The sequence below is a fragment of the Streptomyces sp. NPDC059256 genome (genome assembly GCF_042753785.1).
In the GTDB taxonomy this organism is placed as follows: Bacteria; Actinomycetota; Actinomycetes; order Streptomycetales; family Streptomycetaceae; genus Streptomyces.
In genome coordinates this window covers 1-12,376 of record NZ_JBHYZO010000006.1, presented here as the reverse complement: position 1 = coordinate 12,376, position 12,376 = coordinate 1, and the positions used below count along the sequence as shown (strand labels likewise).

At 70.3% G+C, this 12,376-nt stretch carries 12 protein-coding genes; 9 read left to right on the top strand and 3 right to left on the bottom strand.

Annotated features, from left to right (window positions below):
- Positions 1 to 12: 12 nt before the first annotated feature.
- Positions 13 to 231, bottom strand: a complete 219-nt coding sequence (locus ACFXJL_RS15925; RefSeq protein ID WP_329024508.1) for a CbtB domain-containing protein — start codon at positions 229 to 231, stop codon at positions 13 to 15.
- A gap of 244 nt (positions 232 to 475) precedes the next feature.
- On the opposite strand from ACFXJL_RS15925, the gene ACFXJL_RS15920 reads away from it, so the two are divergent.
- Positions 476 to 1,069, top strand: coding sequence for a histidine phosphatase family protein (locus ACFXJL_RS15920; protein ID WP_358878413.1), 594 nt, complete (start codon positions 476 to 478; stop codon positions 1,067 to 1,069).
- A gap of 313 nt (positions 1,070 to 1,382) precedes the next feature.
- The gene (locus ACFXJL_RS15915) at positions 1,383 to 2,105 is read left to right on the top strand and encodes a DUF1775 domain-containing protein (protein WP_384692733.1); all 723 of its coding nucleotides are present in this window, start codon (positions 1,383 to 1,385) and stop codon (positions 2,103 to 2,105) included.
- An 85-nt stretch (positions 2,106 to 2,190) separates the two neighbouring features.
- Here the strand turns inward: ACFXJL_RS15915 and ACFXJL_RS15910 are convergent, their stop codons facing one another.
- Together ACFXJL_RS15910 and ACFXJL_RS15905 are read right to left on the bottom strand one after the other, a co-directional pair.
- Complete coding sequence (locus ACFXJL_RS15910) at positions 2,191 to 4,869, bottom strand: SpoIIE family protein phosphatase (RefSeq protein WP_384632722.1); 2,679 nt, start codon at positions 4,867 to 4,869, stop codon at positions 2,191 to 2,193.
- A 181-nt stretch (positions 4,870 to 5,050) separates the two neighbouring features.
- Positions 5,051 to 6,739, bottom strand: a complete 1,689-nt coding sequence (locus ACFXJL_RS15905; RefSeq protein ID WP_384692730.1) for an FAD-dependent oxidoreductase — start codon at positions 6,737 to 6,739, stop codon at positions 5,051 to 5,053.
- A 250-nt stretch (positions 6,740 to 6,989) separates the two neighbouring features.
- Between ACFXJL_RS15905 and ACFXJL_RS15900 the strand changes: the two genes are divergently transcribed.
- Genes ACFXJL_RS15900 through ACFXJL_RS15870 form a run of 7 tightly spaced genes read left to right on the top strand, consistent with a single transcriptional unit; the run spans position 6,990 to position 12,283 of the window.
- Positions 6,990 to 8,111 (top strand): SchA/CurD-like domain-containing protein, encoded by a 1,122-nt coding sequence (locus ACFXJL_RS15900; RefSeq protein ID WP_358878418.1) that lies wholly within the window; start codon positions 6,990 to 6,992, stop codon positions 8,109 to 8,111.
- Positions 8,112 to 8,167: 56 nt separating this feature from the next.
- Positions 8,168 to 8,611, top strand: coding sequence for a cupin domain-containing protein (locus ACFXJL_RS15895; protein WP_358878419.1), 444 nt, complete (start codon positions 8,168 to 8,170; stop codon positions 8,609 to 8,611).
- The gene (locus ACFXJL_RS15890; protein WP_358878420.1) at positions 8,608 to 9,876 is read left to right on the top strand and encodes a beta-ketoacyl-[acyl-carrier-protein] synthase family protein; all 1,269 of its coding nucleotides are present in this window, start codon (positions 8,608 to 8,610) and stop codon (positions 9,874 to 9,876) included. The genes ACFXJL_RS15895 and ACFXJL_RS15890 overlap by 4 nt, the downstream gene beginning before the upstream one ends.
- On the top strand, positions 9,873 to 11,135 hold the full coding sequence (locus ACFXJL_RS15885) for a beta-ketoacyl synthase N-terminal-like domain-containing protein (RefSeq protein WP_384632715.1): 1,263 nt from the start codon (positions 9,873 to 9,875) through the stop codon (positions 11,133 to 11,135). Before ACFXJL_RS15890 ends, ACFXJL_RS15885 begins: the two co-directional genes overlap by 4 nt.
- Before the next feature lie 51 nt (positions 11,136 to 11,186).
- Positions 11,187 to 11,447, top strand: a complete 261-nt coding sequence (locus tag ACFXJL_RS15880) for an acyl carrier protein (RefSeq protein ID WP_329024525.1) — start codon at positions 11,187 to 11,189, stop codon at positions 11,445 to 11,447.
- 1 nt (position 11,448) lies between these two features.
- Positions 11,449 to 11,928 (top strand): SRPBCC family protein, encoded by a 480-nt coding sequence (locus tag ACFXJL_RS15875; protein WP_329024526.1) that lies wholly within the window; start codon positions 11,449 to 11,451, stop codon positions 11,926 to 11,928.
- 22 nt (positions 11,929 to 11,950) lie between these two features.
- On the top strand, positions 11,951 to 12,283 hold the full coding sequence (locus ACFXJL_RS15870) for a TcmI family type II polyketide cyclase (protein WP_329024529.1): 333 nt from the start codon (positions 11,951 to 11,953) through the stop codon (positions 12,281 to 12,283).
- The last annotated feature ends 93 nt before the right edge of the window (positions 12,284 to 12,376 follow it).

Below are 12,376 nucleotides of genomic sequence, written 5' to 3'. Positions count from 1 at the left end.
GAGCGGGGGTTCTCAGTGGCAGGGGAAGCCGAGGAGGTGGCGTCCGTCGTGGACCCACTCGTGCACGTTCTCGCCGGAGACGAGGGATGTGGCGCCCTGTTCGGCGCCGACGAAGTAGAGCAGGACCAGCATCAGCACTCCGACGAAGGCAGCCCAGGGGGCGATGGCCTTCAGCGAGATGGGGGTGATGGCCGGTGCGGCGGGGGTGGCGGGCGCAGCGGACTGGGCCATGGCAGAACCTCCTGGGGGAACGACGCGTCCCGATCGTGGTGCCTGAGACGAAGGTGCCGGGTCTGACTTCCCGCAGGGGTTGCGGGTACACAGTGGCGCGACCGTGCCGGATTCTCACCGGACTTCCTTCACACCGTCGTCATGTCCACGCGACCGTACCGCCTGTGGGGCGGCTGCCGCCATGGCGCGGGACACCGTGATGTTCTTGTGCCGTTGAGGGATAGGACAGTTGGGGAGTGTGACGATGACGGTACGGGTGATGCTCGTTTCACCTGCGATGACGGTGGACCTGCGGGAGGCGCGGTTCGGTGGGCTGGGCCCGCTGGACGAGAGCGGGGTGCGCGCAGCCGCCGCGGCGGTCCACGATGTCCCGCGGGCGGATCTGGTGCTGCGGGGATCGTCGTTGCGCTGCCGTGAGACCGCCGAAGCGTTGGGTCTGCGCGCCGAGGCGGTCGAAGCCCTCGCGGACTGGCACATCGGCGACTGGTCCGGCCGCACGCTGGCCGAGGTGGGCGAATCCGAACCCGAGGCCCTCGCCCTGTGGCTGCGGGACCCCGCAGCCGCTCCGCACGGGGGTGAATCGCTACGGCAGTTGTCGGTGCGTATGGGGCAGTGGTTGGAGTCGCTGCCCCCGCTGCGGGTGCTGGCCGTGGTGGAGCCCGCCGTGGTGCGGGCGGTGACGGTCGTCGCGTTGGGTTTGGCACCGGAGGTGTTCTGGCGCCTCGATGTGGGGCCGCTGACACTCACCGAACTCAGTGGGAGACAGGGGCGTTGGAACCTGCGCTGCGGCAGGCCCCTGGGCGGAGCGGGAAGCCAGGCGGTGGCTGGCACTCCGTAGCGAGTCGTGTGACACCGCAGCGCGGATCGGTCGCGGAGCTCCAGGGCGCCGAGCGGCCCAGTACTGGGGGATTCTTCCGGCGTATCCGTTCAAAACTCCTGCCCTTGCATAGGTGGCTGTGCCATGCGACGGGACTCGTGGGGGAGGAGTGGCGCCAGATATCGCAACCAGCCACCTTTGGCGGGCTGCGTCGTGAATGATGGGCCCGCCATGACGTGGACCCCCACCCTTGCCACGGCACTCCACCCCACGCGGGAGCCCTTGGCGCGCCTCGGCGCCTCCCGTCCCCCCACGATTCGTTACGAGGAGAACCATGAGCAACGCACCCCTGCGGATAGCCCTGTCCGGGGCCCTGGCGCTGACCGCGGCCCTGGCCGTGGCCACACCTGCCTCGGCTCACGCGGGTGTGACCGCGTCCGACGCCCGCGCCCTGGCGAAGGAGGTCACCTTGACCTTCACCTCGGCCGGCGAATCCAAGACGGCGGGCCTCGCCATGCTCCAGGTCGTCCTGCCCGAGGGCATCAGCCCCGGCGCCGTCAGCCTCAAGAAGGGCCCAGCGGGCTGGCAGTTGGCCCAGGCCCAGGGCGGATTCACCCTCACCGGCAAGCCGCTCGCGGCGGGCGAGGACGCCGTGTACAGCATTCAGGTGAAGCAGTTGCCCGATGCGAAGTCCCTGGTCTTCAAGACCGTGGAGACCTACAGCGACGGCAAGTTGGCCCGCTGGGTCGAGGAGCCCAAGGACGGCAAGAAGACGGAGAACCCGGCCCCGGTGCTCAAGCTGAAGTCCGCCGAGAAGAAGGCCGAGTGGGAGGGTACGCCGGTCTCCCCCGACAAGGCGCCAGCCTCCTCGTCGGACAAGGGCACGGACGGCGGTTCGAGCAGCAACGAAGGCTCCGGCGAGCAGGCCAAGGCCAGCGAGGAGACCAAGGACAACGGCGGCATGGGCATCGCGATCGGTGTGCTCGCACTGGTCGTCGTGGCCGCGGGCGGCGTGATCATGTGGGTGTTCAAGCGCCGTTCCAGCGCACACTCCTGAGATGAGCGGTGCGGGGGAGTCCTTCCCCCGCACCACACCCGGTCGCCCCGGTGCCAGAGCGCGGGGCCGGGTCGCTGCCCAGGGATCAGTCGTCAGGCGGCAGCGGTTGCTCCGTCCAGATCACCTTGCCGCCAGGGGTGTAGCGCGTCCCCCAGCGATCGGCGAACTGTGCCACCAGGAACAGCCCCCGGCCCCCCTCGTCGGTGATGGTGGCCTGCCGCAGATGCGGCGAAGTACTGCTGCGGTCCGACACCTCGCAGATCAGGGTGCGCTCCCGGATCAGCCGTACCCGGATCGGCCCGGTGGCGTACCGAATGGCGTTCGTCACCAACTCACTGAGGATCAGTTCGGTCGTGAACGCCTCGTCCTCCAGACCCCACTCATCGAGCTTGAGGGCGACCGCGGCCCGTACCTCGGCCACCGCCGAAGGGTCGCTCGGCACCTCCCAGTCGGCGACCTCACTGGACTCGAAGACCTTGGTGCGCCCCACCAGCAGGGCGATGTCGTCCCGCTGCGGCTCGGGCAGCATGGCATCGAGCACCGCCTCGCAGATCTCCTCCGGGGTCCGGTCGGGATGCCCACGAAGGGTGTCGCACAGCAGGTCGAGACCCACGTCGATGTCCCTTTCGCGATCCTCCACCAGACCGTCCGTGTACAGGACGAGCGAGCTGTTGCGCTCAAGCTCCAGCTCCAGGGTTTCGAACGGCAGACCCCCGAGTCCCAGCGGCGGCCCGCCCGGTACGTCGGCGATCTCGGCGGTGCCGTCCGGCCGCAGGACCACGGGTTGCAGATGCCCCGCACGGGCCATCGTGCACCGCCCCGACGCCGGATCGTAGATCGCGTACAGACAGGTGGCCCCGGTGACACCCGCCTCCACCCCGCCCTCGGCCTCGTCCTGGTCGATGCGGGTCACCAACTCGTCGAGGTGCCACAGCAACTCGTCGGGAGGCAGGTCCAGCGTGGAGAAGTTGTGCACCGCGGTCCGTAGCCGGCCCATGGTGGCGGCGGCGTGCAGTCCGTGCCCCACCACATCCCCCACCACCAACGCCACCCGGGCACCGGGCAACGGGATGATGTCGAACCAGTCCCCGCCCACCCCGCCGAGGCCACCGAGACCCGCCTGCGCCGGCCGGTACCGAAAGGCGACGTCGAGGGCGTCCTGCTCCGGCAGCCCACGGGGCAACAGACTGCGTTGCAGGGTGACGGCCATGGTGTGCTCGCGCGAGTAGCGGCGGGCGTTGTCCACGCTCACCGCGGCCCTGGCCACCAGTTCCTCGGCGACGGAACGGTCCTCCTCGTCATAGGCTTCGGGCCGCTCGGCACGCCAGAAGATGGCCACGCCGAGGATGGCACCGCGCGCCCGCAGCGGAACCGCGATCATCGAATGGAATCCGGCGTCCACCAGCGCCCGCGCCCGCTCCGGTGCCTGCTGCTCCCACCCGTTGAAGGTGTCGAGGACCGGCTCCAGCACCGCCTCACCGCGGTTCAGCCCGTCACCGAGCCGGGTGGATGGCAGATAGCGGATAACGGTGTCGAGTTGGAAGTGGGCGGTGTCGAGGCCATGACCGTCGGCGGCGATCCTCCGCATGTCCGCGCCCGCGCCGCTCTTCATCGGCTCCTCGCCGCGCAGGACCGCCTCCACCAGATCGACGGTCGCGTAGTCGGCGAACCTGTCGACCGCGAACTCCACGAGTTCCTGACAGGTGCGCACGACATCGAGTTTGGTGCCGATCTCCTCGCCGGCGTCGTACAGCAGCTTCAGCCGCCCCTGGGCGATGTCCGCCCGACCGCTGAGCGCCTGGAGTTCGGTGGTGTCCCGGAAGGTCGCCACGCTTCCCGGCGGCCCGCCGTTCTGATCGGTGGGCCGCTGGTTGACCACCAGCAGCCGATCGCCCACCCGGTGTATTTCATCGCTGGCCACCCGGCCGGACTCCAACAGTTCGGCGGTCTGCTGCTCCATCCCCACCTCGGCCACCCGACGGCCCTCCACGGTCGCGGGCAGGTCGAGCAGCCGCCGTGCCTCGTCGTTGGCGAGGAGGAGACGCCCCTCCTCACCGACGATCAGGACGCCCTCGCGGACCGCGTGCAACACCGCGTCATGGTGTTCGTACATCCGGGTCATCTCTTCGGGGCCCAGACCGCGGGTCTGACGGCGCAGCCGCTTGCTCACCAGGGCGGCGCCCGCGGTGGTGAGCAGCAGCACCACGCCCGCCGCACCGAAGATCAGGGGGAACTGGTCGTTGGCCGCCCCGCTGACCCGTTCCAACGTCACGCCCGCGGACACCGCCCCGATGACGGTGGAGTCGCGGTCCCTGACGGGGACCGCGACCTGCACCAGGGGGCCGATGCCGCTGTCGAGCTTCTTGGTGATGGTTTCACCGCGGAGCACGCTCTGGATGTCGCCCGTGAACTTCTTGCCGATCAGCCCCGGGACCGGATGGGAGTAGCGGGTGCCGTCCGTGCCGAAGACCACCAGGAAGTCGACGTCGGCGTCCTGGCGCACGGCCTCGGCGCGCGGCTGGAGGATCACGGCCGGGGCTGCGCTCTTGAGCGCCGCGTCCATGCCCGGCGAGTTGGCGAACGTCTCCGCCACCGCCAGCGACCGGCTGACCGCCTCGTTCTCGCTGTCCGCGTGCGACTGGAGGACGAGCGCGACGATGCACGTGGCGACGAGCAGCAGCACGATCGCCACCTGGAGGAGGAAGACCTGGCCCGCGACGGTCCTCATCCCCAGTACCGAGCGCCGGCCGTTCCGTTGGGCCATGTCCTCTTTCTACACCTCCCGTGAACGGCGGGCTGCTCGCGCACACCGTGGAACGACCTCGACAAGGTCATCGCCGACGCCGACACGGCGGCCACCCGGACGACGGGGGCGGATCGGCCCCGGACGACGGGGGCGGATCGGCCCCGGCCGCCGGATGACCGCCGATGACGCGGCCGGCCGGCTACGGCCCGTGCACCGCGCCGGGAGGCTCCGGCAACGAACTCAGCCGTAGGAGTTCGACCAGTGCGGCGGCCACGGTCTCCTCCGCGTCCGACGACCCTCCCCGGGAGCGCCAGGCGACGAAACCGTCCGGACGCACCAGCAGCGCCCCGCTGTCCGACAGCCCGTGCCGCTCCGCCCACTCCGGCCCCACCTCGGGGACCAGATCGGCGTCCGCGCCACTGCCCACGGCGTACACGTCCAGCGGAACGGACAGCCGGGCGGCTGCCCTTCGACCCCCGTCCGACCAGGGAGATCCCTCGCCGCACAGGAGCACGAAGGAGCGCTCGTACAGGTCCAGCGTCGACAACCGCTCGCCCGCCCTGACCACCCACAGGTGGGGGGCGCGGGTGCCCGGTTCACCGATGAGCCGGAGCTCGCCGGGCACCACCGGGCGCCCGGCGTCCGCACCGATGACCGCACCGTACGGGTACCCGTACCCCATGGCCACGGTGAGGACGCCGCCCTGGGGGCCGCCGCCGGGGGTGATGGCCGGGGTGTAGCCGGGGTGGCTGTGCTCGACGGAGCGGGCCGACGCCCGCTCGCTGGTCGCCCGGGCCACCGGCATCCGCTCCTCGCCGTAGGTGTCGAGCAGGGAGGGGCCGGCCCAGCCCCCCAGCACAGCCGCCAGCTTCCAGGCCACGTTGTGGGCGTCCTGGATGCCGGTGTTGGAACCGAAGGCCCCGGTCGGCGACATCTCGTGCGCGGCGTCGCCCGCCAGCAGCACCCGACCGTCGCCGTAGCGCAGAGCCACCCGTTCGGCGGCGTGCCACGGGGCCTTTCCGGTGATTTCCACATCGAGGTCCGGGGCCCCGACCGCCCTGCGGATGTGCTCACGGCAGCGCTCGTCGGTGAAGTCCTCCAGCGTCTCGCCCCGCTCCGGGTGCCAGGGCACGTGGAACACCCACTGCTCCGCGTTGTCCACCGGCAGCAGGGCACCGTCGGCGTCCTGCTCGGTGAGGTAGCAGACGATGAACCGCCGGTCGCCCACGATTCCCGCGAGCCCCCGGGAGGTGAAGGTCAGGCTCACGTTGTGGAACAGCTCGCCGTTGCCGCTCTGCCCGATGCGCAGCTGCTCCCGCACCGGGCTGCGCGGCCCGTCGGCCGCCACCAGATAGTCCGCGCGCACGGTGGTGTGCTCACCCGTCAGATGGTCCTTGACGACGGCGGTCACCCCGTCGGAGTCCTGGTCGAAGGTCAGGAGTTCGGTGGAGAACCGCAACTCGGCACCGTACTCGCGCGAATGCCGGGCGAGCACGGGCTCGATGTCGTTCTGGCTGCACAGGCACCAGCCGGACGGGCTGATCCGGGCCAGCCCGCCGCCCGGGTCGATCTCCTTGAACAGCCACTCCTGGTCGTCGCCGGTCAGCGATCGGGCCTGGAGGATGCCGTGGTTGCCGGAGAGGACGGCGGCGGCCTCGCGGATCTCCCCCTCCACCCCGGCGCGGCGGAACAGTTCCATCGAACGGACGTTGATCCCGCGGCCCCGGGGATGGGTCGAGGTACCCGAGTGCTTCTCGACGAGCAGATGCCCGATGCCGTGCCTGCTGAGGAACATCGACGTGGACAGGCCCACCAGGGACCCGCCCACGATCAGTACCGGCACCCGGTGAACAGTGGTCTCGGTGGTGTTTGCTGGGGGCTCTTCCATGCAGTTTGTGTGCCCACCGGGCCGGTGGTTGCCTCGCCCATTCACCCGCATGGTGCCCATCACTCGCGCCACACGTGGTACCGGACCACGATCGGTTCATGAGAGCGCCTTCGCGCCCAGCGGGGCGATCGCGCACATCTCCGCAGCGGCCCGACCCCACCGAGGGCCACCGCGGGCGGATTTCCCACTGATGACTGACGACGGGCCATCCCTGTGGCGGCGGCTCAGTCGCGAAGGAGTGTGAAAAGGGATGACCACCCTGTCGGAACGGATATCGCAGTCCGCCTTCGATGGCTCACGACTGCGGGTCATTCTGCTGCTGGACCTCCACGACGGAGCCCAGAAGCAGTTCCTTGAGGCGTACGAGCACATGCGCAACCACGTGGCCTCGGTGCCCGGCCACATCAGCGACCAGCTCTGCCAGTCGATCGAGAACCCCTCGCAATGGCTCATCACCAGCGAGTGGGAGAGCGCACCCCCCTTCCTCGCCTGGGTCAACAGCGAGGAACACGTGGAGACCGTCCAGCCCCTGCACAGCTGTGTCCGTGACACCCGCTCACTGCGCTTCAGCGTGCTCCGCGAGACCGGGCAGCCCTTCGTCGCCACCCACCCCTCCGCCCGCCAAGGGCTCCAGGCAGCCGCCCGCGTCGGCGAGGGCGTGGTGCGCCACGCCCTGACCTTCACCGTCAAGCCGGGCAGCGAGCAGGCCGTCGCCAAGATCCTGGCCGGCTACAGCTCACCGGCCGCCCGCGTCGACGAGCACACCCGGCTGCGCCGCACCTCCCTCTTCATGCAGGGCAACCGGATCGTGCGCGCGATCGAGGTGCAGGGCGACCTGATGGCCGCACTGCGCCATGTGTCACGGCAGCCGGAGGTCCGGGCCGTCGAAGAGGCCATCAACCCCTATCTGGAGCAGGACCGGGACCTGGACGACCCCAACTCCGCCCGGCTCTTCTTCACCCGGGCCGCGCTCCCGGCGGTCCACCACGTGGCGGCCGACGGCCGGAACAGCGACGAGGTCAACCGGCATGCGCTGTTCTACCGGGCCAAGGCCGACTGCGGGCTCGCGGTCGCCCGGTTCCTCGCCCAGCAGGACGAGATCGCGGCCGACGATCCGCGCAGTCCGGTGGCGAGCAGCACCGTCTTCCAACGTGACGACTTCGTCGTCCGGCTGATCGATGTGAGCGGGCCCCTGACGGGCCACCCCTCGCTCGCGCTCGGGATCCAGGGCCACCGCAAGGCGGCGACCCTCGCCCGGCTGCTCATCGGCGGCGACCGGGTCGCCGAAGGCGACGAAGCGAAGATCTCCCGCTTCCTCCGTGACGCCGACATGCAGCTCATCACCGACCGCTATGCCCCGCCCGAGTCCTGACCCCGCCCGGCTCCGCGGCCGGCCGAAGCCGCCCGCGGCCAACTGGAGGAATGAGAATGACCACGCACAGCCCACGCATCGTGGACCTCAGCGAGACCCTGCCCAACACCCGCCGCGGAGGCGATCTGCGTGCCCTGCTCACCCCTACCGCGGTGGGGGCGACCAGTGGGTTCATGGGCCTGGCGATCGTGCAGCCCGGTGAGCGCATCGCCGAGCACTACCACCCGTACTCCGAGGAGTTCATCTATGTGGTGAGCGGCCTCCTGGAAGTGGACCTGGACGGCGAGACCCACAAGCTCCGCCCCGACCAGGGGCTGCTGATCCCGCTCAACATGCGGCACAGGTTCCGCAACGTCGGCAATGTCGAGGCCCGCATGGTCTTCCACCTCGGTCCGCTCGCACCCCGCCCCGAACTGGGCCACGTCGACACCGAGGCACCCGAGAACGCGCCGGCCGTCGACGAGGGCAGGCCACCGGAACGGTCCGGGGCGGTCTCATGAAGCGGCGGGTGGCGGTCACCGGGGTGGGCGTCGTGGCCCCCGGCGGTGTCGGCGCCCCGGCGTTCTGGAACCTCCTGGAGAACGGTCGTACGGCCACCCGGGGCATCACCCTCTTCAACCCGGAGGGGTTCCGCTCCCGCATCGCCGCCGAAGTCGACTTCGACCCCGACGCACACGGACTCGACCCGGTCGAGGCGGCTCGCTCCGACCGGTACATCCAGTTCGCGCTGGTGGCCGCCCGGGAGGCGATACGCGACGCGGGGCTCGACCCCGAGCAGCAGGATCCATGGCGCATCGGTGTGTCGCTGGGCACGGCGGTCGGTGGCACCACCCGGTTGGAGCACGACTACGTCGCCGTGTCCTCCCGCGGGGAGCGTTGGGACGTCGACCACCGCCCGGCGGGTGCGGACCTGCACCGGGCCTTCTCGCCCAGCACACTCGCCTCGGCGGTCGCCGAACAGATCGGTGCGCACGGCCCGGTGCAGACCGTCTCCACGGGCTGTACCTCGGGACTCGACGCCGTGGGGTACGCCTTCCACTCCATCGAGGAGGGCCGCGCCGACATCTGCATCGCCGGTGCGTCCGACTCGCCGATCTCACCCATCACGGTCGCCTGCTTCGACGCCATCAAGGCGACCTCGCCCAACAACGACGACCCCGCCCATGCGTCCAGGCCGTTCGACGCCAACCGGGACGGATTCGTCATGGGTGAGGGCGGCGCGGTGCTGGTCCTGGAGGAGTTGGAGCACGCCCGGGCCCGTGGTGCCACCGTGTACTGCGAGATCAGCGGGTACGCCACCTTCGGCAATGCGTACCACATGACCGGGCTGACCCCCGAGGGGCTGGAGATGGCCCGCGCCATCGACACCGCCCTCGCACACGCCCGGATCGACAGTTCGACCATCGACTACGTCAATGCGCACGGCTCGGGCACCAAACAGAACGACCGCCACGAGACCGCCGCGGTCAAGCGTTCCCTCGGCGCGCACGCCTACGACACGCCCATGAGCTCCATCAAGTCGATGGTGGGGCACTCGCTGGGCGCGATCGGTGCGATCGAACTGGTCGCCTGCGTACTCGCCATGGACCGCCAGGTGGTACCGCCGACCGCCAACTACGAGACCCCGGACCCCGAGTGCGATCTGGACTACGTTCCGCGCACCGCCCGCGCCCGGAAGCTGCGCAATGTGCTCTCCGTGGGCAGCGGCTTCGGCGGGTTCCAGTCCGCGGTCGTCATGACCAGGCCCGATGGGAGGGCACCATGAGCGGCTCCCGTACACGACGCGATCCGGCCCGCCGGGACGCGGTGATCACCGGGATCGGTGTGATCGCCCCGAACGGGATCGGCGCCGACGTCTTCTGGAAGTCCACCCAGGAGGGCATCAGCGTCCTGGACCGGATCTCCCGCGAGGGGTGCGCGGACCTGCCGTTGAAGGTGGGCGGCGAGGTCCGCGACCTGGACCCGGGCACCATGGTCGAGGACCGCTTCCTCGTGCAGACGGACCGGTTCACCCACTTCGCGATGGCCGCGGCCGATCTGGCCCTCGCGGATGCCCGACTGGGCCGGGCGGACTACGAGGACTCCCCGTTCGACGTCGGCGTGGTCACCGCGTCCGGCTCGGGCGGGGGCGAGTTCGGCCAGCGCGAGCTTCAGGAGCTGTGGGGCAAGAGCCCCCGGTTCGTGGGCCCGTACCAGTCCATCGCCTGGTTCTACGCCGCCAGCACCGGTCAGATATCGATCCGCGGCGGCTTCAAGGGGCCCTGCGGGGTGGTGTGCAGCGATGAGGCGGGCGGTCTGGACGCGTTCGCCCATGCCGCGGGCGCCATCGCCCGCGGCACGGGCGCGGTCGTCGTCGGCTCCGCCGAGGCGCCCCTCGCGCCGTACTCGGTCGTGTGCCAACTCGGCTACGAGGACCTGTCCACCAGCGATGACCCCACGCGGGCCTACCGGCCCTTCACCCGGGACGCACACGGTTTCGTCCCGGCCGAAGGCGGCGCGATGCTCGTCGTCGAGGAGGCAGCAGCGGCTCGACGACGCGGCGCCCGCCCCCGGGCCCGCATCGCAGGACACGCGGCCACGTTCACCGGCCCCTCCCGCTGGGAGGAGTCGCGCCAGGGCCTGGCCCGGGCGATCCAGGGCGCGCTCGCCGAGGCCGACTGCGCACCGGATGAGGTGGACGTCGTCTTCGCCGATGCGCTCGGGACGCCGGCGGCGGACCGGGCCGAAGCACTCGCCCTCGTCGACGCGTTGGGCGAGCACGGTCGGCGGGTCCCGGTGACCGCACCGAAGACCGGCATCGGGCGGGCCTACTGCGGGGGTCCGGTACTCGATGTGGCCGCCGCGGTCCTGGCCATGGAGCACGGTCTCGTCCCGCCCACGCCCAACGTCTTCGACATCTGCCATGACATCGATGTCGTCACCGGTAGGGCCCGTCGTGCCTCCCTGCGCACAGCCCTGGTGCTCAGCCGGGGGCTGATGGGGTCGAACGCCGCGCTCGTCGTACGGATCGCCGACCCCGACTGAGGCATCGACGGGTCGAGTGATCGAGAACGCCACACCCAAGGAGAACACCCCATGTCTGACGCCCTGACCCCTCAGGAACTCGCCGACCTGATGCGCAAGAACGCCGGAATAGCCGTCGAACCCGAGCACCTGGCGGACAACCTCGACTCGCGCTTCGACGCCTACGGCCTGGACTCGCTGGGTCTGCTCGGCATCGTCGCCGCCCTGGAGAACCACCGCGGCGCCTCGATGCCCGCAGACGCGGAGAAGTGCGCCACCCCGCGGGAATTCCTCGCACTCGTCAACAACACCCTCACCAAGAGCGGAGCCTGAAGTGCCCGGACACACCGAGAACGAGATCACCGTCGCCGCGCCCCTGGACCTGGTCTGGGAGATCACCAACGACCTGGAGAACTGGCCGCAGCTCTTCAGCGAGTACGCGTCGGTCGAGGTGCTGGAGCGGCAGGGGGACACCACCACCTTCCGGCTGACCATGCACCCGGACGACAACGGCAAGGTGTGGAGCTGGGTCTCCGAACGCACTCCCGACCGGGCCAGCCGCACCGTGCGGGCGCGTCGGGTGGAGACCGGCCCCTTCCAGCACATGGACATCCACTGGGAGTACACCGAGGTGCCCGGTGGTACCAAGATGCACTGGCGGCAGGACTTCGCCATGAAGCCGGACGCCCCGGTCGACGACGAGTGGATGACGGACAACATCAACCGCAACTCCAAGATCCAACTCGCCCTGATCCGGGACAAGATCGAGCAGCGGGACCGGGAGCGCCGCACGGCGGCCCCGGCCGCCGGCTGAGCCGGACGAGAGGGCAGTGGAGATGGCCGACACCACCCATCGCACGCTGATCGTGGCCAAGATGGCCCCTGATTCCGCCGATGGCATCGCCCGGCTCTTCGCCGAGTCCGACGAGGGCGAACTGCCGCACCTCGTCGGGGTCACCCGGCGCAGCCTGTTCCAGTTCGGCGATGTGTATCTGCACCTGATCGAGGCGGACCGGCCCCCCGGACCCGAGATCGCGAAGGTGACGGACCACCCGGAGTTCCGTGGGCTGAGCGACCGGTTGAACGCCTACATCAGCCCGTACGACCCGGAGACCTGGCGCGGTCCCAAGGACGCGATGGCCCGTCAGTTCTACACCTGGACGCGCTAGGCAGCGCCAGACATGGCCTAGGCGGTACACAACGCCCGGTGCCCCGGCCCCTGTCACAGGGGCCGGGGCCTGTCGCTTATACACAAAAACCAC